Annotated in this window: 23 protein-coding genes; all 23 read left to right on the top strand. The window is 41.2% G+C overall.

From position 1 onward, the window contains the following. Window positions 1-5 precede the first annotated feature (5 nt). The 23 genes from dapB (at window position 6) to B1C82_RS06125 (ending at window position 21675) form a co-directional block, all read left to right on the top strand. A complete protein-coding gene (gene dapB, locus B1C82_RS06235; RefSeq protein WP_086446729.1) occupies window positions 6-812 on the top strand; it encodes a 4-hydroxy-tetrahydrodipicolinate reductase in 807 nt (268 codons plus the stop codon). A gap of 10 nt (window positions 813-822) precedes the next feature. Further along, window positions 823-1662: a diadenylate cyclase CdaA gene (cdaA, locus tag B1C82_RS06230; protein ID WP_086446728.1), complete on the top strand. Its 840-nt coding sequence runs from the start codon at window positions 823-825 to the stop codon at window positions 1660-1662. Beyond that, entirely contained in the window at window positions 1655-2719 is a 1065-nt protein-coding gene (locus tag B1C82_RS06225) for a YbbR-like domain-containing protein (protein ID WP_086446727.1), read from the top strand. Before cdaA ends, B1C82_RS06225 begins: the two co-directional genes overlap by 8 nt. Beyond that, entirely contained in the window at window positions 2716-3096 is a 381-nt protein-coding gene (gene acpS / locus B1C82_RS06220; RefSeq protein ID WP_086446726.1) for a holo-ACP synthase, read from the top strand. Before B1C82_RS06225 ends, acpS begins: the two co-directional genes overlap by 4 nt. Before the next feature lie 6 nt (window positions 3097-3102). Beyond that, complete coding sequence (locus B1C82_RS06215; protein ID WP_008592471.1) at window positions 3103-3324, top strand: tetratricopeptide repeat protein; 222 nt, start codon at window positions 3103-3105, stop codon at window positions 3322-3324. 9 nt (window positions 3325-3333) lie between these two features. After that, the gene (locus tag B1C82_RS06210) at window positions 3334-3717 is read left to right on the top strand and encodes a bactofilin family protein (protein WP_008592741.1); all 384 of its coding nucleotides are present in this window, start codon (window positions 3334-3336) and stop codon (window positions 3715-3717) included. A 22-nt stretch (window positions 3718-3739) separates the two neighbouring features. Next, complete coding sequence (locus B1C82_RS06205) at window positions 3740-4000, top strand: hypothetical protein (protein ID WP_199775842.1); 261 nt, start codon at window positions 3740-3742, stop codon at window positions 3998-4000. Window positions 4001-4007: 7 nt separating this feature from the next. Further along, the gene (rpsB, locus tag B1C82_RS06200) at window positions 4008-4898 is read left to right on the top strand and encodes a 30S ribosomal protein S2 (RefSeq protein WP_086446724.1); all 891 of its coding nucleotides are present in this window, start codon (window positions 4008-4010) and stop codon (window positions 4896-4898) included. A gap of 11 nt (window positions 4899-4909) precedes the next feature. Next, window positions 4910-5509 (top strand): translation elongation factor Ts, encoded by a 600-nt coding sequence (gene tsf / locus B1C82_RS06195; protein ID WP_086446723.1) that lies wholly within the window; start codon window positions 4910-4912, stop codon window positions 5507-5509. 4 nt (window positions 5510-5513) lie between these two features. Continuing rightward, the gene (gene pyrH / locus B1C82_RS06190) at window positions 5514-6266 is read left to right on the top strand and encodes a UMP kinase (RefSeq protein ID WP_008592152.1); all 753 of its coding nucleotides are present in this window, start codon (window positions 5514-5516) and stop codon (window positions 6264-6266) included. Further along, window positions 6256-6810 (top strand): ribosome recycling factor, encoded by a 555-nt coding sequence (frr, locus tag B1C82_RS06185; protein WP_086446722.1) that lies wholly within the window; start codon window positions 6256-6258, stop codon window positions 6808-6810. The genes pyrH and frr overlap by 11 nt, the downstream gene beginning before the upstream one ends. 2 nt (window positions 6811-6812) lie before the next feature. Then, window positions 6813-7538, top strand: coding sequence for an isoprenyl transferase (locus tag B1C82_RS06180; protein WP_086446721.1), 726 nt, complete (start codon window positions 6813-6815; stop codon window positions 7536-7538). Continuing rightward, the gene (locus tag B1C82_RS06175; protein WP_086446720.1) at window positions 7531-8445 is read left to right on the top strand and encodes a phosphatidate cytidylyltransferase; all 915 of its coding nucleotides are present in this window, start codon (window positions 7531-7533) and stop codon (window positions 8443-8445) included. Before B1C82_RS06180 ends, B1C82_RS06175 begins: the two co-directional genes overlap by 8 nt. 8 nt (window positions 8446-8453) lie before the next feature. Continuing rightward, window positions 8454-9623, top strand: coding sequence for a 1-deoxy-D-xylulose-5-phosphate reductoisomerase (gene dxr, locus B1C82_RS06170; RefSeq protein WP_086446719.1), 1170 nt, complete (start codon window positions 8454-8456; stop codon window positions 9621-9623). Next, window positions 9617-11308, top strand: coding sequence for a site-2 protease family protein (locus tag B1C82_RS06165; RefSeq protein ID WP_086446718.1), 1692 nt, complete (start codon window positions 9617-9619; stop codon window positions 11306-11308). Before dxr ends, B1C82_RS06165 begins: the two co-directional genes overlap by 7 nt. Window positions 11309-11317: 9 nt before the next feature. Beyond that, window positions 11318-13054, top strand: a complete 1737-nt coding sequence (locus B1C82_RS06160; protein ID WP_086446717.1) for a proline--tRNA ligase — start codon at window positions 11318-11320, stop codon at window positions 13052-13054. A 17-nt stretch (window positions 13055-13071) separates the two neighbouring features. Further along, window positions 13072-14286: a tryptophan synthase subunit beta gene (gene trpB, locus B1C82_RS06155; RefSeq protein WP_086446716.1), complete on the top strand. Its 1215-nt coding sequence runs from the start codon at window positions 13072-13074 to the stop codon at window positions 14284-14286. Beyond that, entirely contained in the window at window positions 14283-15086 is an 804-nt protein-coding gene (gene trpA / locus B1C82_RS06150; protein ID WP_086446715.1) for a tryptophan synthase subunit alpha, read from the top strand. Before trpB ends, trpA begins: the two co-directional genes overlap by 4 nt. A gap of 153 nt (window positions 15087-15239) precedes the next feature. Beyond that, window positions 15240-17570, top strand: coding sequence for an adenylate/guanylate cyclase domain-containing protein (locus tag B1C82_RS06145; protein ID WP_086446714.1), 2331 nt, complete (start codon window positions 15240-15242; stop codon window positions 17568-17570). 18 nt (window positions 17571-17588) lie between these two features. After that, on the top strand, window positions 17589-19502 hold the full coding sequence (dxs, locus tag B1C82_RS06140) for a 1-deoxy-D-xylulose-5-phosphate synthase (protein ID WP_086446713.1): 1914 nt from the start codon (window positions 17589-17591) through the stop codon (window positions 19500-19502). A gap of 47 nt (window positions 19503-19549) precedes the next feature. Further along, a complete protein-coding gene (locus B1C82_RS06135) occupies window positions 19550-20020 on the top strand; it encodes a tetratricopeptide repeat protein (protein WP_086446712.1) in 471 nt (156 codons plus the stop codon). Window positions 20021-20022: 2 nt separating this feature from the next. After that, window positions 20023-20640 (top strand): GNAT family N-acetyltransferase, encoded by a 618-nt coding sequence (locus tag B1C82_RS06130; RefSeq protein WP_086446711.1) that lies wholly within the window; start codon window positions 20023-20025, stop codon window positions 20638-20640. A gap of 93 nt (window positions 20641-20733) precedes the next feature. Further along, entirely contained in the window at window positions 20734-21675 is a 942-nt protein-coding gene (locus B1C82_RS06125) for an alpha/beta hydrolase (RefSeq protein WP_086446710.1), read from the top strand. The last annotated feature ends 3 nt before the right edge of the window (window positions 21676-21678 follow it).

The following is a 21678-nucleotide window of genomic DNA, read 5'->3' as shown; positions in this document are numbered from 1 at the left end:
TCGATTTGGCCCGCAAGAATCGTGTCGCAGTCATTGGCGCTTCTGGAAGAATGGGGAAGGCTATTATACAAGTTCTTTCTGGGTCTAAAGTTTCGGAACTTTCCGCTGCGGTAGTAGGTAAGGGTTCCGTTTATCTAGGCTTGGATTCCGGCTTACATTCCGGTCTCAAGCAAAATGAAATTTTGTTTTCGGACGATCTTTCTAAATCTATTTCTGAATGTGATACTGTAATCGACTTTTCAATTAGAGAAGTTTTATCGGATGTTCTATCTACTTGCAAAGAATTCAAAAAACCTGTTGTGGTTGGAACAACTGGTCTCGTAGAAACTCATAAAGAATTATTAAAAGAAACTTCTAAATTTATTCCGATCGTGTATTCTCCTAATATGTCCATCGGGGTGAATCTTCTTTTTAAACTGACTGAGATCGCCGCAAAAGTAATGGGTGATCTAGCTGATATTGAGATCCAGGATATTCATCATCGCCACAAAAAAGATGCTCCTTCCGGAACTGCAGAAAAACTAAAAGCAATCCTTTTGGAGACTCTATCTCGGACAGAGTCAAATATTGTACATGGTCGACATGGAATTCTTCCTGAAAGAGATCCGAAAGAAATAGCGATCCATACTCTTAGAGCGGGAGAAGTGATAGGAGATCATACTGTCTATTTTTTCACTCCAGAAGAAAGAGTGGAAATTTCACATAAGGCACAAGACAGAAAAACTTTTGCAGTTGGTTCCGTAAAAGCGGCTGAATTTTTAATCGGAAGAGAAAAAGGCCTCTATGATATGTTTTCCGTATTAGGGTTATAAGGTTCCTGAAATGGATTTTTTAAAAAACATCAGTTTATTCCAAAGTGATAAGTTCGGGATCGTGATGATCCTGGATATTCTGATAGTTAGTTTTTTAATCTATCAATTCTATTCTACCATCCGCAGAACCAGAGGGGTTCAGCTTCTTTTGGGGATCGGACTTATTTGGGTTCTTGGTATTTTTGCCCAGACCCTCAATTTTGAACTTTTAGATTGGATCATAGATAATATTCGTCCAGCACTTGTGTTTGCGATCATAGTTCTACTTCAGCCAGAACTTCGTAAGATTACCGGTGATATGGCAAGGCTTAGATTATTCCGTCCTTTCCTTTTGAAAACTGCCACTGATCTGGATGAGATTGTAGAAGCTTCTAAGATCATGGCAAAAAACAAAACCGGATCTCTGATTGCGATCGTTCGAGAACATAGTTTGAAAGATATCGCCGAACAGGCTGTCCAATTGGATGCAATTCTTTCTACAAGCCTTCTTCTAACCATATTCAAAAAGAACACTGCTCTTCATGATGGAGCGGTCATCATTGAGCAAAACCGTATTGCATGTGCCGGTGCTTTTTTGCCTATGGCCCAAAATTTGGATGATGCTCGTATGGGTGCAAGACATAGAGCAGCGCTTGGAATTGCAGAAGAATCTGATGCAGTTATAGTTGTTACTTCTGAAGAGACTGGAGAAATTTCAGTCTGTCATGACGGGGAAATGATCCACCCGGTAAAACCGATCGAGTTAAAAAATCTTTTGAATACAATCCTTCAGGAGAAGAAAGCGGGACCGGGAAATCCGAATGCAGACAAAAAGTTTGAATCGGAAGAAGTAGGGGAATCTAATGATTAAGGCCCTTCTAAATAACTGGCAGGCAAAACTTGGCTCTGTTATTCTTGCCACATTATTCTATATCAATTTACAAAATTCTAAAATTCTTGTAAGAGAAGTAAATATAAAGATAGAATACCCTAAACTTACCGGTGGACTCATCATCGCAAAAGGATCTGATACTACCTTTCCAGTTAAGGTAGAAGGAGTTCGCGACTATGTGAACTTCTACACTCCTTCCTTAAAGGCATATATTTCTCCTACTGATCTTCATCCTGGTGAGAATAATGTAAATGTGGTCCGCTTTGGGGGGACTACTCCGGGATTAAGAATTTCTAAAATTCCTGGAAAAGAAAAAGTGAAGATCATAGTTGAATCAAATGTGAGCAGGACTTTAATCATCGAGCCTAAACTTGCTGGAGATCCTCCTAAAGATTATATCAAATCTTCTCATTTCGTTTCTCCTACGAGCCTGGTTGTTGTAGGTAATCCATCCGAGTTCGATAAGGTCGGGAGGATAGTTAATCTACCTTCTATTTCTTTGAAGGATAAAACCAAAACGTTCACTCAGAAATTTAAAGTGCCGGATCTTCCTGCGGGTTTGAGATATAGGGATAATATAAAAGAAGTTTCGGTAACAGTGAATATCGTAGCCGATTCTTCTACTCCTGGAGAAAGTATAGTCCTCGGTGTTCCTGTGAAATGCCAGAACTTGGATAAAAATCTAGAAGCAGAATTCTCGGAGCAGGAAGTTTCTGTAAAACTACAATCCAAAACTCCGTTACGAAGTATCCAGATCATTAAAGGTCTGAATGCAAGTGTGGTATGTTCTCATAAATACGATCCGAAAACTAAAAAGATCCTTCCGGACGGTAAACCTGTCGTTGCAAAAATCCGTTTGGAAAAAGCACCGATTCTCAAATCGGTAGAGATACAGGGAGTTTTCCCAGATCGAATTTCTATCCTATATCGAGTCCGTCCAGATATTGGATCAGGTGGAACTGGAAGTGAAGATGGCGGAGATGGAAACTCGGATCCAGGCTCGGAAGAACCTCTGCCGGAGCCTGAGGAAGAATGAAGATCACTATCGGGAATGATATAGTAGAAAATTCCAGGATCAGAGACTTACTCGATAAACATGGAGAAAGATTTCTGAAAAGAGTATTTTCAGAAACGGAAATAGCGTACTGTTCGGGTAGAAAAGATCCAGTTCCACATCTTAGTGGAAGATTCTGCGTGAAGGAAGCATTCATCAAGGCCATAGAACCCGGAGATAAGGTGATTCTTGATATGAGAGAAATCGAACTTTTCGGGAAAGATTTTGGAAAAAAAGAATTGGTACTTCACGGAAAATCGAAAGAATTGTTCCTCGAGAAAGGCTATAGCGGTGTTTCCGTATCCATCAGCCATGCGGAAAATTATTCCACTGCGGTTGTCGTTCTCTATAAGGAGTGAGCTTTCATGGTCACTGAGTCTTTTAAACAAACTCTGAAATTGTACGACGAAGGTCTCGCACTGTACAAGAATAGAAAGTTCAAGGAAGCTTGGGAACTGTTCAAAAAGGCAGTAGAGATCACTCCTAACGACGGGCCTTCTAAAAAATACATAGGACGCTGCGAAGCATTTATCGCGAATCCTCCACCTGAAGATTGGGATGGGGTTTTCGAGATGAAAACGAAATAATCTGGTATCATGTCAAAAAAAGCCTCAACCGCATCCAAACCAAGCCGCACTGTAACCGAATTCGGGACTATCTCCACAGTTTTAGGAAGAGAAACCCATTTTTCAGGAATTCTGAACTTCAAAAAACCTTTGGAAATCTCAGGCGAATTCCAGGGAGAAATAGAATCCGAAGGATTTTTATTAGTTAGCGAAGGAGCTAAGGTCAGAGCCAATATCAAGGCCGGGACTGTAATCGTAGGCGGAGAGATCACAGGCAATGTGATCGCTACCCAAAGATTAGAAATGCTTCCGAGCGGAAAAGTAAACGGAAACATCAAGACTGCAAAACTGCAAATTGCTGATGGAGTGATCTTCGAAGGTAACTGCGAGATGATCCTTCCTAATAAGGATTGACCCTTCGGTCCGACCTGAAAAATTGGTATCTGCTAGCCCGAAACGACCTATGGACGGCGGAAAAGCGGCCAAAATCGCATTAGCCATCTTATTAGGAACCTTGGCCGGAGCCGTAGTCGGAGTAATTATCGACAACGTTTTTGGGGTCCATATCCTCTCCGTCTACCTCTTACAAGAACCGGTTCGGCTGGAACTTTACGTAATTAAAGTCGAAGCACAAGTTACCCCTGCAAGTCTCTTGGGACTTGTGGCGACATTGTTCTTCGTACTAAAAAAGGGGTAAACAACTCATGTCAGTAATTTCCATGAAAAACCTTCTGGAAACCGGAGTTCACTTCGGTCACCAGACAAGAAAATGGAATCCGAAAATGGCTCCGTATGTCTTCACAGCAAGAAACGGAATCCATATCATCGACCTTCAAAAAACCGTTCAAAAAGCTAAAGAAGCATATGACGCATTGAAGAAGGTTACTTCCGAAGGAAAAAAAGTCCTATTCGTTGGAACTAAAAAGCAAGCAAGAGGAGCTATCGAAAGAGAAGCAATCCGTTGCAGCATGTTCTTCATCAATAACCGCTGGCCGGGCGGACTTTTAACTAACTGGAATACAGTTAAAAAATCCATCGCTCGTTTGAAAAAACTAGAGGGAATGGAAGCGGATAATAGCTTCGAAAAAGAAGTTAAAACTAAAAAAGAAATTCTATCTCTTCGTAGAGAATTGGACAAACTCCGCAAAACTTTAGGCGGGATCAAGGACATGAATAGCATTCCTGAAGTTCTTTTCGTGATCGATCCTAAAAAAGAAGAGATTGCGGTAAAAGAAGCTCGTAAGCTTGGTCTTAAAATTTTCGCAGTAGTTGATACTAACTGTGATCCTGAATTGATCGACTATCCAATCCCAGGTAATGACGACGCGATCCGTGCGATTTCCTTATTCCTCGAAACCATGTCTAACGCGGTCATTGAAGGAACAGGTGGAGTTGTAGAACAACCTCGCTTCAGCGAAGATCTGGATTCAGAAGCTCTTGCTCTGGAATACCAAGGTGAATACGACGAAAGTGGTAAGTTCATTATGGACGAGGATCCAGTTGCTTCTTCTAAAAAAGAAGAAACACCTGCAGCACCAGCAGCCACTCCGGCTCCTGAAGCTCCAGCCGCTATTGAAATCGATAAAGGCGAGTAAGAGGGAAGATCATGTCAGCATCTACTACCGACCTTATTAAGGAACTAAGAGACCGCACCGGTGCGGGATTGATGGATTGTAAAAAGGCTCTTGTTGAGAATAATAACGATCTAGACAAATCTGCAGATTGGTTGCGTGAAAAGGGAATCGCTAAGGCTTCTAAAAAAGCAGGACGCGTAACCAAAGAAGGAAGAAATATTTCCTATATCCACGGAGACGGAAAGATCGGAGTTCTACTCGAGCTCAACTCTGAAACTGACTTCGTTGCACGTAACGAGGCTTTCGAAGCTCTCGGAAAAGAGATCTGTCTGCAAATCGCAGCTATGGCTCCTCTATACGTAAGCGAAGAACAAGTTCCTGCAGAAGATATCGAGCGTGAAACTAAGGTTTTGGAAGCTCAATTAAAAGAAGAAGGTAAAAAACCAGAACAGATCGAGAAGATCATTCCTGGAAAAATCAAAAAGTATTACTCTGAAGTATGCCTTTTGAACCAAGCCTTCATCAAGGATAATACTAAGACCGTTGACGATCTGGTTAAGGAAGCTATTGCGAAATTCGGTGAAAATATCATCGTAGCTCGTTTTGCTCGTTTCCAGGTAGGCGGCGCGTAAAACCTTGGCCGAAGAAACTTCTAAGTATAAGCGGATCTTAATAAAACTCTCCGGTGAGGCACTTGCCGGAGAGGGAGAGTTTGGGATAGATAGTAATAAAGCCCATTCACTTGCAGAAGAGATCAAAGAAGTTCATTCTTTAGGAGTAGAGATTGCTCTGGTAGTCGGAGGGGGAAACCTGATCCGAGGAGCAAATCTCGCTAAGGTCGGGATGGACCAAGCCACCGCAGATTATATGGGGATGCTCGCTACCATCCAAAACGCATTGGCACTACAAGATGCCTGCGAGAAAAAAGGACTCTATACTAGAGTTCAGTCAGCAATCGATATTCATTCCATCGCAGAAAGTTATATCCGCCGCAGAGCGGTCCGACATTTAGAAAAGAAAAGGATCGTGATCTTTGCTGGTGGAATAGGTAACCCTTATTTTACTACGGATACTGCAGCAAGTTTAAGAGCGGTAGAAGTAGGATGTGAAGTGATCCTAAAAGCCACTAAGGTGGATGGTGTTTACGAAGCGGATCCTAAAAAAGATCCAAGTGCTAAACGATACACTCATATCTCCTTTATGGAATCCATTAAACGAAGATTGAAAGTTATGGATTCTACTGCCCTCAGTCTTTGTATGGAAAACAATATGTCAATAATCGTATTTGACATTTTTAAGCGGGGCAATTTAAAAGATTTGGTTCTCGGAGACAAAAAAATAGGTACCCTGATTTCTAACTCGGAGGATATTCGGATCGATGGCGAATGAAGATATAATCAACGCAATGAAATCCAAGATGGATAAAACCGTGGAACTCCTGAAAAAGGATTTTGCGGGAGTTCGTACGGGCAGGGCCAACCCTGCATTGATCGAAGATCTTAGAGTGGAATACTACGGAACTCCAACACCAATCAATCAGTTGGGAAATATTTCCGCCCCAGAGCCTAGACTTCTCGTAGTTTCTCCTTATGATAAGGGGACTATGAAAGATATTGAAAAGGCAATCCAAGCCTCTGGGTTAGGACTACAACCTACGAATGATGGGGTTGTAATTCGTATTATTATTCCAGAACTTACGGGCGAAAGACGTAAAGAATTAGCAAAAGTGGTTAAATCCAAATCGGAAGAGAAGAAGGTCGCCGTAAGGAATATCCGCCGCGATGCGATGGAAGATCTTAAAAAACATTCCGAAGGAATTTCCCAAGACGAATTAAAAACTCTACAAGACCAGGTGCAAAAAATTACGGATTCTTATATAGATAAAGTTTCCGCAATTACCGCTGAAAAAGAGAAGGAAATCACTACGGTCTAAGCTTGGCTTCTTCCAAAAAGAAAATTCCCCGTCACGTGGCCGTCATCATGGATGGGAACGGAAGATGGGCGACATCTAAAGGACTTTCCAGATCAGAAGGGCATAGGGCTGGTGCAGACGCAATTGATCGTCTCATGGACTCCAGTCTTTCCTTAGGTCTCGAAGTAGTTTCTCTTTACGCATTCTCCACTGAAAACTGGAAACGTCCGATCACAGAGATCAGATCCATATTCAATCTATTGGTGGAATTTATAGATTCCCGTTTAGAAAAGATCAATGCAAAAGGGATCAGAATATTACATTCGGGTTCTAGAAAGAAATTAAGCTCTCTGGTTTTATCTAAAATCGATCATGCTGCTGAGGTTACCCGCAAAAACCGCAAATTAACTGTGAACTTTTGTTTAAATTACGGGTCCCAAGAAGAGATTTTAAGCGCGTTTTCCAGAGTAGCGGAAGAAAGAAAGAAGAAGTCCATCTCCATCCAAAAACCGATCAGCACAAAAGAACTCGAAAAATATTTGTATACGTACCCCCTTCCGGCGGTAGATTTATTGATTAGAACTGCAGGGGAGAGGAGATTATCCAATTTCCTTCTATGGCAATCCGCTTATGCGGAGCTTTTTTTTACGGAAAATCTTTGGCCTGAATTCGGAGACAAGGATCTCAGAGAGGCTTTGGATTGGTTCGCTAGAAGGACCCGAAAATTCGGAGGTTTAGAGAATGGGTGAAACTACAAAAAGGATCCTTTCTGCGGCTGTGCTCGTAGCCCTCTACCTGTTCATGATCTTTTACAGGGATTTTTATTATTTACAAACCCTGATAATACTTCTGGTCGCAGGAGTAATAGGTCTGACGGAATTTTATAGGCTTTCTGACAGAGGTCAGGACGGAAGGCCCTTTAAAGGAACTGGAATATTCTTCTTTATTATAATATTATTAATTTATTATTTTAGATTTGTAGCTTCTCAGAACAAATTCGAGCCTCCGATCTTTTTCCAAAGACACATTAAACTGTTTGTTCCTAGTTTTGATGCTGTGACCTTCTCCTTTGTATTACTTTTCTTATTTAGTTTCCTTCTTCAGATTTTGAGAAGGCCCCTGGATGGTGCGATCTTCTCAGTAAGTTCCACAATTTTAGGAGTAGTTTACGCAGCACTTCCACTCGGACATTTATTTCTTCTTTTGGGAATGAACCAAGGCATCTATTATGTGTTCTTGGTTTCGGTTGCAACATTCATGACCGATGTGGGTGGATATTTTGGCGGACGTTGGTTCGGTCGAAATCCTGCAGGACTTGCGATCTCTCCTAAAAAGACTTGGGAAGGTTATGTTTCAGGGATCATAGTTGCGATCGGTTCAGTATTTCTTCTCAATATTCTCTGGGAAAGAAGCACAGGAGTTGCACCTTTAGTTTCAGGTGCAGAAGTATTTTTAACTTCTTTAATTTTATCTTTTGTTGGTATCATTGGGGACCTATTGGAATCTGCAATGAAAAGGGATGCTAAGGTAAAAGACTCGGGGAATTTGATCCCTGGTCACGGTGGAATTTTGGATAGAGCTGATGCTTTACTTTTAACAGTTCCTATCCTTTATTTTTATCTCCAGATCAAGGTCGCTCTGGGATTTCCGGTCTAACTAACAATATGAAAAGAGGCGTCTCTATACTGGGTGCCTCCGGATCGGTAGGAGAGTCTACTCTCAAAATACTCCGCCAATTTCCGGAAGAGTTTCGGCTAGTATCTTTCAGTGTACATTCCAATTTACAAAAAGCGGAATTGATCGCGAAGGAATTCCAACCGGATGTTTTATGTATCAGTTCTGAAACTGCAGATAGAACTATACTTGGAAATAAGATCGGAAATACAAATATACTGTATGGATCTAAAAGTTTAGAAGAGATCGTTTCGGCTCCGGAAATAGAAACCGTTGTTACAGCAGTTGTAGGTGCAAGTGGGGTCCGTCCAACTGTTGCCGCAATTCGCGCAGGTAAAAAAATAGGGATCGCGAACAAAGAAACCTTGGTAAGCTGCGGACCTTTTATCAAAAGTTTATTAGAAAATTCTAAATCGTCTTTGGTCCCAGTAGATTCAGAACATAATGCACTTTTCCAGCTTTTGGAAAATATGAAGAAGGACTCACTTGAAAGGATAGTCCTAACTGCTTCCGGCGGACCTTTCCGTAAACTTGCTTTAGAAGATCTTCCAAAAGTAACAATTGAACAGGCTTTAAAACATCCTACCTGGAATATGGGCCCAAAGATTACGATCGACTCTGCAGGAATGATCAATAAAGGATTAGAAGTCATCGAGGCTCATTTTCTTTTCGGGTTTTCGTATGACAAGATAGGCGTTGTGATTCATCCTCAAAGTGTAGCTCACGGTCTTGTGGAAACCAAGGACGGAGCAAGTTTTGTATATGCTTCTTATCCGGATATGATCTTTCCAGTGGCGCATTCATTATATTATCCTAAAATGGTTCCGAATTTACTGAGATCGCATCCTGCTACATCTTGGGGAACTTTGGATTTTTTAGAGCCTGATATGGAAAGATATCCGGGCTTGGCATTGGCCTATGAGGCTGGAAGAGCAGGAGGTACTGCTCCTTCTATCTTTAATGCTTCTAACGAAGTGGCTGTGGAATTATTCTTACAAGGTAAAATACTTTTTACCGAAATACCTTCTCTAGTTCGGAATGTTTTGGAAAAGATCCCAAATACTTTTCCGAATGATTTAGAAGGGTACGAAGAAGCGGATAGAAAGGCCAGAGAATTGGCCTTCCATTTTTCTAAAGATAAGGTAGTGCATTTATGTTAGCAGATATTCTAGGCATTGTATTCATGTTGGCCCTTTGTATTTTTATACACGAGCTCGGCCATTTAATCATGGGTTGGGTCGTAGGAGTAAAAGCCAGGATCTTCTCTATCGGTTACGGAAAAGGGATCTGGAAAAAGAAAATTGGTGAGACCACTTTTCAGGTTACTGGAATTCCGTTAGGCGGTTATGTTCTTTTTAAAGGGGACGAAAGTGGGGCCTTAAAAGGAGAGAAAGGAGAGTTTCTATCTACTCCACCTTTGAAAAGAATGATCCCTGTTTTCGGCGGACCACTTTTCAATTTGATACTTGGATTTTTTATTATCTTCGGTTTATATGCGATCGGTTATTCTCCTGCTGGAACTAAGATTTATATAGAACCTGCGATCACAGAATATTCTTCCGGATACCAAGCTGGTTTAAGAAGCGGAGATAAGATCATCTCCGTGAATGGGACTAAAACTGAATCCAAATACGAATTATTATCGGAGCTCGGGCTTGCTCGCGGTAAAGATATCCAACTCAAAGTAGAGAGAGAAGGGAAAGAACTAGAGTTCCATTTTGCAGATCCTCAAATAGGAGTAGATTTTGCAGGAGAAAGGCTAGTACAAGTGGACTTCGGATACGGTTCTACTCTCAGTCATTGGTTTTTGAAAAAACTTTCCTTCTTGGATCCGAATGGAGAAGCAGCAGAATATAGAAAACAACGAGAAAGAAAGGCCGCATTAGATCCAAAACTTTCCCCTCGTGAACTTGCGTTACAAGAAGCAAGACTGAACAAAGAAGCAATCGAATCCAGAGCCTTAGATTATCTGAACGATGGAGACAGGATCTTATCCGTTAACGGGATAGAAGTTCATACCGTTCCTGAATTACAAAGAACTCTTGGAAAATTCCAAAACGAAAAAGTGAAATTGGAAGTGGATCGTAAAACGTATCCATTACTTAATCCTTGGACTCGTGAAAAAGCGGAAGTGGAAATGACTCCTCTTGCCGCATTTGTTGTGGAATTAAAGGATGTTCGAGATAGAAAGTATCCTGAAATACCTATCAGTACAATCAGTCTCAGAAGTCATGATCCTGAAATTAAGCTCAAACTTCTAAGCTTGAAAATAAACGGTAAGTCTTTTGCAGATCTGGAAGATTTTAAAAAGACTGTCCAGACTCAAATTGGCAAAAGAGTTCAGTTAGAAGTGCAGGGCCAAGTTTGGGACACAACACTCGGATTCTACCAAATCGGTCTTTTAGGTTTTACTGCTAAGATGCATGTAAAAGAGGAAAGTATGGACCGAAAACTTTCCTTCGGAGAGGCATTCTTACAATCCGGCAAAGACGTAGGAAAAATGATCAGCGATAACCTGAGAGGGCTCGGGATGATCTTTTCCGGAAGGTTGAAAGTCAAGGATAGCGTTTCTGGTCCAGTAGGGCTTGCTAAAGTTTCCGTTCAATTCTTAGAGGATGGATTTTTCTCTTACTTTCAGTTCGTGGCATTTATTTCGATCGCTTTAATGATTATGAATTTACTTCCGATTCCGGTAGCCGACGGTGGACATATCGTTTTTTTCACATACGAGGCGATCGCCGGTAGACCTTTGCCGATGGCTGTTCAAGAGCAAGTTTTGAGATTAGGATTCTTCTTCCTTTTATCCTTGGGCCTCTATGTGACTTATCACGATTTCTTAAGATAATCGAGAGTCATGAGAGCATCTAAATATTTAGTACCTACGGAAAAAGAAAATCCTTCGGACGCGGTAGTCGCTTCCCATAGGCTGATGATACGAGCTGGTCTGGTTAGAAAATCAGGCTCTGGTTTTTATTTTTTCCTACCATTAGGATTACGTATCCTTAAAAAAATCGAAAATATTGTCCGCGAAGAAATGGACGCAACCGGTGCATTGGAATTTGAACTTCCGATCATGACACCTTCCGAGTTTTGGGAACAATCCGGAAGATGGAGTGCTATGGGCCCGGAAATGATGCGAGTAAAAGATCGCCATGACCAATGGTATGCACTTGGACCTACTCATGAGGAATCCTTCTCCTATTTAGTAAAACCTTTACTGAAATCATATAAGGATCTGCCTATTAATGTTTATCAGATCCACACCAAGTTTAGAGATGAGATCCGTCCTAGATTCGGAGTAATTCGTTCTAGAGAGTTCATTATGAAAGATGCATATTCTTATCATTTGGACGATGTTTCTTTAGATGCTACTTACCAGGAAATGAGAACCGCCTATCGCAAAATTTTCCAACGTTGCGGTTTGAAGACTATCCCAGTCCAAGCGGATTCAGGAACAATGGGTGGTTCCGCTTCTGAGGAATTTATGGTGGTTTCGCCTATTGGAGAAGAGACACTTCTTCTTTGCGGAGACTGCGGTTATAATTCTAATAGTGAAAAAACTCCTTTTATTGCAAAGGCAGAGGATTCTCCAAAAGGGCCTAAGGATAAAAAGGAAGTGGCAACTCCAGGTAAAAAGTCCATCGAAGACGTTGCTTCTTTCTTAAATGTTCGCGCTCAGGATACGATCAAGGCGGTTGCTTTTCAGAATGGAAAAGAGAAACTGTTGGTATTCTTAAGAGGGGACCTGGAGCTGAATGAGCATAAACTTAAGTCTTATTTAAAATGGTCCGACTTGGATATGATTCCAGAGCCTGAATTAAAAAATTCTAATTTAGTTCCTGGGTTTATCGGGCCTTCTGATGCAGGTCCTGGGTTTAAGGTAATTTTGGACTCTTCTATCCAAAAAGATGGTGCCTATATTGTAGGTGGAGGAAAAGAAGATTTCCATATCCAAGGATATGTTCCTACTTCCGAGATCAAGGTCCAATACGAAACTGCTGATGTTGCTATGGCAAGAGAGGGAGATCCTTGTCCTACCTGCGCAAAAACTCTAAAAGCAGAGAAAGGAATAGAAGTAGGTCATATCTTCAAACTTGGAGATAAATATACTAAGTCTTTCCAGATCCAAGTATTGGACCAACAAGGTAAGGCAAAAACTCTTACCATGGGATGTTATGGTATCGGTGTGAACCGTACTATGGCTACAGTTATAGAACAATGTAATGATGATAAGGGTATTTACTGGCCAATCAGTATTGCTCCTTTTGAAATTGGTCTTGTGACTCTCACTAAAGGTGAGGAACAAGATACAAAGGCATTAGAATTTTACGAAAATCTAAAGAACGAAGGTTTCGAGGTATTCTGGGATGAACGAGATCTTGGACCTGGATTCAAGTTTAAGGATTCCGAGCTGATCGGTTTCCCGATTCGTATCACTGTTGGTAAAAAGTTTTTCGAGTCCGGCGAAATTTCCATCTATAATCGTAAATATGATAAGGATGAAACTTTCAAGTTCACGGACTTTGATGATTTGAATACCAGAGTGGAAAACCTACGTCAGGAATTATACCAGGAGTTGTTGGGAGATTAATCCCTTCAAAAACTGTCATGGCTAAAGAACGCAGCTTCACTGAAAAAGAAGGATACTTCGGAGATTTTGGAGGAAGATATTCCCCTGAGATCTTGACCGAAGCGTTGATCGAGTTGGAAGATACTTACAATAAACTCCGTAAGGATAAAAAATTCCAAAAGGATCTGGAGTTTTACAGAAAGAATTATATCGGAAGACCTTCTCCTCTCACCTATGCTGAGAAGCTGACCAAGGCATGGGGTGGAGCTAAAATTTGGCTGAAGCGTGAAGACCTGAACCATACAGGTGCACATAAGATCAATAATACGATCGGTCAGGCTCTTATTGCAAAGGCAATGGGTAAACGTAGGATCATTGCAGAAACAGGAGCTGGCCAACATGGTGTGGCAACTGCAACTGTAGGTGCGCTCTTCGAATTTGAAACTGCTATTTTTATGGGAGAAGAAGATCTCCGCCGCCAAAAACTGAATGCGATCCGTATGCAAATGCTTGGAGCGAAGGTGATAGGAGTTTCTTCCGGGACTGCAACTTTAAAAGACGCTACCTCCGAAGCGATGAGAGATTGGGCATTAAATGTTTCTAATACTCATTATATAGTAGGTTCCGTAATCGGGCCGCATCCATTTCCTACAATCGTTCGTGATTTCCAAAAAGTGGTGGGGGAAGAGTCCAAAAAACAGTTCAAAAAAGAGAACGATAAACTTCCGGATGCTGTAGTCGCTTGTGTAGGCGGCGGTTCCAATGCGATGGGAATGTTTTACGGATTTCTAAATGATAAAAAAGTAAAACTATACGGAGTGGAAGCTGGGGGAAGGGGACCTTCTCCTGGAGAACATTCTGCCACTATGCTTTTTGGTAAGACTGGTTTTTTACACGGAACCAAAACTTTAGTGATCCAAGATGATGGTGGACAAGTAGTTCCGGCTCACTCCGTTTCTGCTGGATTAGATTATCCTGGAGTTGGACCTGAGCATGCTCATCTACATTCAACTGGAAGAGTGAAATACGAAACAGTTTCTGATCAGGGTGCCTTGGATGCATTCATGGAAGTTTGTAGAGTAGAAGGTATTATCCCTGCATTAGAAACTGCTCATGCTTTCCGATATGCAAAGGACCTTGCAAAGGAACTCGGAAAGAAAAAAGACATTCTGATCTGTCTTTCAGGAAGAGGAGATAAGGACGTTGCTGAAGTAGCTAGACTGGTTGGTCTTTCACAAGGAGATTTGATTTGAGCGCAATTAAGAGCGTTTTTTCAGATTCAAAAAGCGCATTCATCCCTTATATATCTTTAGGAGATCCGAACTACGATCTATGTGTGGATTGGGCGGATGCTCTTATTAGAGGTGGCGCTGATATTTTAGAACTTGGAATCCCATTCTCTGATCCAGTTGCTGATGGACCTGTAATTCAAAAAGCATTCAAACGTGCTCTTGCGAATCCGTTCTCCATGGATACAATTTTGGAAACAACTGAAAAGATACATTCTTTGCATCCTCATATTCCTCTAGTGTATCTAACGTATTTTAATCCGATCTTTCATTATGGTTTTGAAAAGTTTGCGGAGAAGGCTAAAATTGCGGGTATCCAAGGTATGATCATTCCTGATCTTCCGTATGATACCCCTGAGACGGACAAACTATTCAAATCCTTAAAAAGAAGAGGGATAGATCTGATCCATTTGGTAACCCCAGCGACTCCTTTGAATCGGATGAAAGGAATTCGTGATTTTGCTTCCGGATTTATCTATTATGTTACTTCGTATGGAGTGACTGGAGAAAGAAAATCAATCTCCGCGGATCTGGAAGATAGGATCAAAATAACGAAAGATATTATCTCACTTCCTGTGAGCGCCGGATTTGGGATCTCAGACGCAGAACAGGCAAAAGAAATTTCCGCGTATGCAGATGGGATCATCATAGGTTCCGCAGTACAAAGGATCATAGAAGAGAATGGTTCTAACCCTAGTCTTTGTAGAAAAAAACTGGAAGAATATGCACAATCGATTTCTGGTTCTTTGAGAGGAAAAAACTAGCACACAAAGCAGTGAAGTAGGAATTCCTACATTCCCCAAAACCCTCCGCGTCTAGCACCTCTGCATGAAATAGTCGATATTTTCTTTCCTGAATTGGGAAGAAAATTGACGAAACCGTCCCGTTAGAGAGAATCTTCCGGATCGGAGGAAAGAATGAGCGAGTCCAAAGCAGCCCAGAAATTTACCGTTGTGGATATTATTTTTGGGGTCACAACAACCCTCGGAATTCTGGCACATTTCTATTACGCGTTTTTTCCCGAAGCGGAGTATTCACTTCAACTTCTGCTATTAGGCGCACTTTTTTTATTTTCATCTTCTTACTTCTTCTATAAAGCAATCACCAAGCTTTCCAAAAATCCTCAGTTAGTAGGAAGTCTTTGGTTAGCGATCATTGTATCCTTAGTTTGGTTTGATCTATATGTTGCATTCACTCCAGTTTCAGAATTAGAAGAAAATTCAATCTCTTGGAGATTTAATGTTCTTCGCAACCAAACAGATGCAAGAGTGGAGAAGGAATCGGACAAGGGTGATTTAGAACAAATCCAATTGAAACCCCCTGAAAAAGCAAGAAGGGATATCAATATTATCGGGATTACCACCAAAACTTTGGACCAACTAGGTGGTGTATGGCCTCTTCCTTGGAAATATTACGCAAAGATAATAGATAAATTCGCTTCTTCTACCAATCATCTAATGTTCGACGTTTTCTTCCTGGACTATAAGCCGGGACAAACAGAAGAGATGTCCAAGGCTCTTAATGGAAACCCAAGGGTAATGTTCGACTATCCTATGGAAACCAGTTTGGAATCCAAGAGTACAATTATTAATCTTGAGAAAAGAACCGAAATTCTTCGTAAATTCAAATTAGAGAATGTAAAGGACGAACAAACAGGTCTTTCTTGGTTAAAATTCCCGCAATCACCTATCGAACCAATTGCCGAAAAATCTTCCGGTTTAGGATTTGCGAATATTAAAAAAGACGAATCCGGTCTGAACCGTAAAATGCCTATCGTTGCAAAAATTTTGGGGTCAGGTCCAGGTAGAGCTGACGAATATTATCCTTCTATCGATCTAATCATAGCTTGTAACTACTACGGAGTGGATGTTAAAAAAGATGTAGAAGTTGTAATGGGTGAATATGTGAAGATCAAAAATATTCCCCAAAAGAATATCAGCTATTTTGACCGCACATCTTTAAAAATGGTCACTGAAGATATCATGGCCAGGCCGAATAATACTCGTGAGATCATCATCCCGATAGACGAGTATGGCCAGATGGAGATCAACTTCCCTGGTGGATTATATTCTTATAATACTACAGAGTTCTTCGAAGTATCTGAAGGCTGGGACAATGAAACTGCTACCCAGGTGAATAATAATATCTTCTTAGTCGCGATGTTCTACGCTACAGGAAGAGGTGCTGCAAAAGATACTCACTTGTCTCCATTCGGAGATATGTCAGGGATCGAACACCACGCACACGCTATTAATACGATCTTAAATCAGGACTTTCTCTGGGACATGCCGCTCGCAGGAAATTTCCTGATCTTCTTCTCTATGGCGTTTATCGTGGGACTCATCCTGCCTAGAATGAAAACCTCTTGGGGATTTTTATTCATTATAGGGATCGCTCTTTTATATAGTGTCGTTACATTATACGATTTTTCAGAATTTAATATAATTCACGTATTCCCGGCCGTGGTCATGGAGCAATTTTTCATATTCGTGGGGATCATAGTTTATAAGATCCTAACGGAAGAAGAGAACGTAAAATATATCCGAACCACATTCTCTAAATTCGTTTCCAAAGACGTTGTAGATGAACTTCTTAAAAATCCAGAAAATCTAAACTTAGGTGGATCTAAGAAGGACATCACCATTTTCTTCTCGGATATTCGCGGATTCACAACCATGTCGGAAAAAATGGGTCCAGAAGAACTGGTCCAATTCCTGAATCAGTATCTTTCGGAAATGACCGAGATCATTATTGAGTTCAAGGGAACGATTGATAAATACATGGGGGATGCGATCATGGCTTTCTGGGGGGCTCCGGTTCCTCTAGAAGACCATGCTTATTATGCCTGCGCGGCTTCTCTCGCTCAGATGAGAAGACTCGCTGTTTTGAAAGAAGAATGGAAAGCAAGAGATCTTCCTGTGATGGACATTGGTATCGGATTAAATTCCGGACCGGCTGTCGTTGGGAATATGGGAAGTTCTCACCGGATGGACTATACTTGTATGGGAGATACCATTAACTTGGGATCTCGTCTGGAAGGATCCAACAAGGAATATGCCACAAATATTATTATTTCGGAATATACTTACGAGAAGGTTAAGGACCGCATAATCGCCAGAGAATTAGATCTTGTTAAGGTAAAGGGTAAAACCAAACCAGTTAGGATCTATGAACTGATTGACTTAGTGAACGAAGAAGACCTAAAACTTCTAAGGAGACCTTTGCATTCAGTAGAGCAGTCCCGATGACCGTCAAAGACGGAATACATGCAACAGGAAGATTCGTTATTGAACGGGATCCGCCTTCCGGCGGATCTCAGAAAATTGCCCCTCGAGGAACTGCCTAAACTCTGTTCCGAGATCCGAAATTATATCATTGATACTCTCTCCGGGATCGGAGGGCATTTCGCGAGTAACTTGGGAGTTGTTGAACTCACAGTCGCTTTACATTACGTTTTTGATACTCCAAACGACAGACTTATCTGGGATGTAGGACATCAAACATATCCTCATAAAATCCTAACAGGCAGAAAAGAAAAACTTTCCACAGTTCGTAAATTCAAAGGACTTTCAGGATTTCCTAAAAGAGAAGAGTCAGTTTATGACCTATATAATACAGGCCATGCGGGCACTTCTATTTCCCAAGCCTTGGGAGAAGCAGTTGCTCGAGATCTGACTGGAAAAGATTACGCAGTCGCAGCAATTATTGGAGATGCATCTATCGCCACTGGTATGGCTTTAGAAGCGATGAACCATGCAGGTCATCTTAAAAAAGATCTGCTCGTGGTCCTAAACGACAATTATATGTCTATCTCTAAGAATGTCGGATCTATCTCCAACTATCTGAATAATATCATCAGCTCTCATTTTTATCTGAACTGGAAAAGAATATTTTACACTTTCCTTAAATGGTTACCGATCGTTGGACCCGCAATGGAAAGTTTTTTCAGAAGGGTAGAAAAAGGATTCAAAGATGTTTTCACTCCTGGCGGACTTTTCGAAGATTTAGGTTTTATTTATATAGGACCTGAAGATGGTCACGATGTAGTTCGTTTGGTTAAGATGCTTAGAAAGATCAAGACCATGAAAGGACCTGTTCTTTTTCATACAATCACTCAGAAAGGAAAAGGTTACGTTCCTGCAGAGAAGGATCCAATTAAATACCATGGAGTAACTCCGTTCCGCAAGGAAGATGGAGCTATGGATTCAGGCGATTCTTCTAAAATTTCTTATTCTAAGATAGTGGGTAAGGTGCTCTCCAACCTGACAGAAAAAAATCCAAGAATTGCCGCTGTCACTCCAGCAATGATAGAAGGTTCTGGACTCGGGGAATATGTTTCTAAATTCCCGGATCATGTGTACGATGTGGGTATCGCGGAACAACATTCTGTTGCATTTGCGGGAGCGATGACGAACGGGGATGTGATCCCTTATATGTGTATTTATTCTACCTTTTTGACCAGGGGAATGGACCAGTTAGTGGAGGATGTTTCCCTGATGAACCTTCCTGTTCGGTTCGTGATCGATAGAGCAGGTTGTGTTGGGCCGGATGGGGAGACTCACCAAGGATTATTCGATCTAAGTTATCTTCTATCCTTACCGAATATGGATGTGTTTGTGCCTTCTTCCGGACAGGACCTGGTGGATTCACTTAAGTTTATGGAGAGCTATGATAAGTCTCCGATTGCGATCCGATTTCCTAAAGCAAACGTAGAACTTTCCGGTTTAGATTTTGGAGCGGAGAAGGATCTAAAACCTGGAAGTTTTAGAGTACTGCAAAGAGGAACGGATATCGCTCTTCTTTCCATCGGTTCTATGTTAGAAGAAGCGAAGAAGGTAGCAAGTCTACTCGAACAAGAAGGATATTCAGTCACATTAATCGACCTGATTTGGCTTCGTCCCCTAGGCAAAGATGCTTTGGACGAAGAACTTTCTCATGTTCGTCATTTTGCAATCCTGGATGAGAGTTATCTAGATGGAGGAGCTTCCGGATATTTACTAAACAGGATCTCTCCGGAGTATTTGGGACGTTTTATCAAAACATTCGCTTTCCCTTCCGAGGTAATCCACCACGGGGAGAGAAAGGAAATTTTTGCCGAGTACGGATTGGATGCTCAGAGTATCTCCAAGTTCCTTCGGGAAAATGTAAAGAAGGAAGTCCTACACGGAAAACGGAATTAAGCTATTTCAAGAGGCGTCCGAAAATAAAAATAAAAACGGGTAGATAATTGGAAAACCTGACGCCTGAAGACAAGCTAGAAGCATCTAAATTTTTTTACAGAACCGGCGATTTGGATCGTGCGGAATTCCTACTAAAATCCTCACTGGAAGATACCGAAAGCCATGAGACCTACTTTTTTCTGGGTTTGATTGAAAACCAAAGAAGTAATTGGAAAAAAGGTCTGTACTATTTCTACCGTTCCGTAGAAGTGAATCCTGAATACGGAAATCCTTGCAACGAAATAGGAATCCTTCTTCTTCGTATGGGAAGAGAAAGAGAATCCGTTTTCTGGCTGAAAAAATCACTTCGTTGCACCCTAAACGACGCACCTCATATTTCTCTTTTTAATCTTGCTACTCTTTATAAGATTTGGAATCGTCCAGAAAGGTCTTTACAGTATTTGCATAAGGCAATCGTAATGAAGCCTGACTTCGAAGAGGCAAAACGCCTAAGAGAAGAACTCAACTCAGCGATCTAAGAATGTCTAACGAAATTACTATCCGCCCTGCCAGACCTGAAGACGCGACTGCTGCTGTTCCTTTGATCTATAGTTCCGGGCCTGCTGCCTGGGACTATGTGTTTAACGAGGGAAAAATTTCCGCCCAGGATTTTCTGATCAAGTCCTTCCAGGGAACCAAAAACACATTCAGTTATAAGAATCATTATTTGGCTGAAAAGAAGGGTGAGGTAGTAGGAAGTATCGTTATATTCCGTTCAGAGAACTTCTTCTTTCAAAATGCCGCTACTGCAGGAAATATTTTCCGTATTTATGGTCTAAGAGCGCCTAAAGTTGCGATCCGAGGATTAAGTATGGAAGGAATGATCCAACCTCCTAAATCCGGTAGATTATACTTGGGACATATCGCTGTTCCGGCGAAAGAAAGAAGACAAGGAATAGCGGAGAAGTTGATGAGATTTGCTGTTTCGACTTATCCAGGTTACGACAAAATTTCCCTGGATGTTTCCCAAGAGAATCCAAACGCTCAAGGCTTGTATAGTAAACTAGGATTTGAGATTATAGAAGCCAGGAATTTTTCCGGGCCCAAAGGACTCGTGCCTAACCATTATTATATGGAAGCAAATCGCTCCTCTTTTTAAGTTCACTTCTCCTTTCCCGATCTATAAATTGGAACGACAAATTGCCGGTTTCATAATATACTTTTCTTCCTTACTTATTGAAGGGAGAAAAGAATGGAATTTGCTCCGGAGATGTTGGAATACGCAAATCTGATTTCCTCTAAGGGACTCACAGGTTTTACCCAAGGAAGTATCCAGGAAAGAAGGGACGGCTATTCAGCTATCGGAGAACTTTTGGGACAAGGTCCGCCTATGCGGGAAGTCCAGGATATTTCCATCCCATCCAAAATTGGAAACGTATTCGTAAAAAATTATATTCCAAAAACAGAACCTAAATCCAAAATTCTATACTTCCACGGTGGAGGTTGGGTTGTAGGAAGATTAAAAGATTTCGATCCATTTGCTCGCACACTTGCGGAGATCACTTCAAGTATTGTTTCTTTAGTCGACTATAGATTAGCTCCTGAGTTCCCATTTCCTTTGCCATTAGAAGATGCATATACTTCCTTAGAATGGATCTTTTCTCAGAATGAAAATCTATGGAAAAATCTTCCCTTGGTAGTTGCGGGTGATAGTGCAGGAGGAAATTTGGCTGCTTCTACCATTATGAGAGCTAAAGAAGCAGCTGGTCCTAAAATCGATCTGCAGATTCTTATCTACCCTGTTACGGAAGCGATCTGCGATACGGATTCGTATAAAGAATTTGAATTAGGTCCAGGTCTTACCAAAAAAGATATGGAATGGTTTATTTCTCAATATCTTCCCGATCGCAATACAAGATCAGATCGTCAGGCTTCTCCTTTATACCAAACTGATTGGAAGGATCTTCCTCCTGCGATTGTTTGTATAGCTGACATCGATCCTCTAAGAGATGATGGAAAACTATATGCAGAAAAATTAAAAGAAGCAGGAGTTTCTGTTTTATTCAAAGAATTCAAGGGTTATACACATGGATTTTTTACAAAGGTAAATCTTCTAAAGGCTCCGGAAGAGGGTTTGAGAATGATTTCAGAAGAAATGGATCGTGTTTTCAAAAGAAAAGAGGTTTATCTTTAAAAA

This window comes from Leptospira venezuelensis, from assembly GCF_002150035.1.
GTDB classification, from domain to species: Bacteria; Spirochaetota; Leptospiria; order Leptospirales; family Leptospiraceae; genus Leptospira_B; species Leptospira_B venezuelensis.
Note: the sequence above shows the minus strand (reverse complement) of the source record. Positions and strands in the feature narration are given on the sequence as shown.

Bases quoted from the DNA above. Each gene is read 5' to 3' on its own strand.
- trpB (WP_086446716.1), top strand. From the start codon at position 13,072: ATGGCTAAAGAACGCAGCTTCACTGAAAAAGAAGGATACTTCGGAGAT.
- B1C82_RS06165 (WP_086446718.1), top strand. From the start codon at position 9,617: ATGTTAGCAGATATTCTAGGCATTGTATTCATGTTGGCCCTTTGTATT.
- tsf (WP_086446723.1), top strand. From the start codon at position 4,910: ATGTCAGCATCTACTACCGACCTTATTAAGGAACTAAGAGACCGCACC.
- B1C82_RS06125 (WP_086446710.1), top strand. From the start codon at position 20,734: ATGGAATTTGCTCCGGAGATGTTGGAATACGCAAATCTGATTTCCTCT.
- B1C82_RS06130 (WP_086446711.1), top strand. From the start codon at position 20,023: ATGTCTAACGAAATTACTATCCGCCCTGCCAGACCTGAAGACGCGACT.
- cdaA (WP_086446728.1), top strand. From the start codon at position 823: ATGGATTTTTTAAAAAACATCAGTTTATTCCAAAGTGATAAGTTCGGG.
- frr (WP_086446722.1), top strand. From the start codon at position 6,256: ATGGCGAATGAAGATATAATCAACGCAATGAAATCCAAGATGGATAAA.
- B1C82_RS06145 (WP_086446714.1), top strand. From the start codon at position 15,240: ATGAGCGAGTCCAAAGCAGCCCAGAAATTTACCGTTGTGGATATTATT.
- B1C82_RS06175 (WP_086446720.1), top strand. From the start codon at position 7,531: ATGGGTGAAACTACAAAAAGGATCCTTTCTGCGGCTGTGCTCGTAGCC.
- B1C82_RS06160 (WP_086446717.1), top strand. From the start codon at position 11,318: ATGAGAGCATCTAAATATTTAGTACCTACGGAAAAAGAAAATCCTTCG.
- acpS (WP_086446726.1), top strand. From the start codon at position 2,716: ATGAAGATCACTATCGGGAATGATATAGTAGAAAATTCCAGGATCAGA.
- B1C82_RS06225 (WP_086446727.1), top strand. From the start codon at position 1,655: ATGATTAAGGCCCTTCTAAATAACTGGCAGGCAAAACTTGGCTCTGTT.
- rpsB (WP_086446724.1), top strand. From the start codon at position 4,008: ATGTCAGTAATTTCCATGAAAAACCTTCTGGAAACCGGAGTTCACTTC.
- dxr (WP_086446719.1), top strand. From the start codon at position 8,454: ATGAAAAGAGGCGTCTCTATACTGGGTGCCTCCGGATCGGTAGGAGAG.
- dxs (WP_086446713.1), top strand. From the start codon at position 17,589: ATGCAACAGGAAGATTCGTTATTGAACGGGATCCGCCTTCCGGCGGAT.
- B1C82_RS06210 (WP_008592741.1), top strand. From the start codon at position 3,334: ATGTCAAAAAAAGCCTCAACCGCATCCAAACCAAGCCGCACTGTAACC.
- B1C82_RS06215 (WP_008592471.1), top strand. From the start codon at position 3,103: ATGGTCACTGAGTCTTTTAAACAAACTCTGAAATTGTACGACGAAGGT.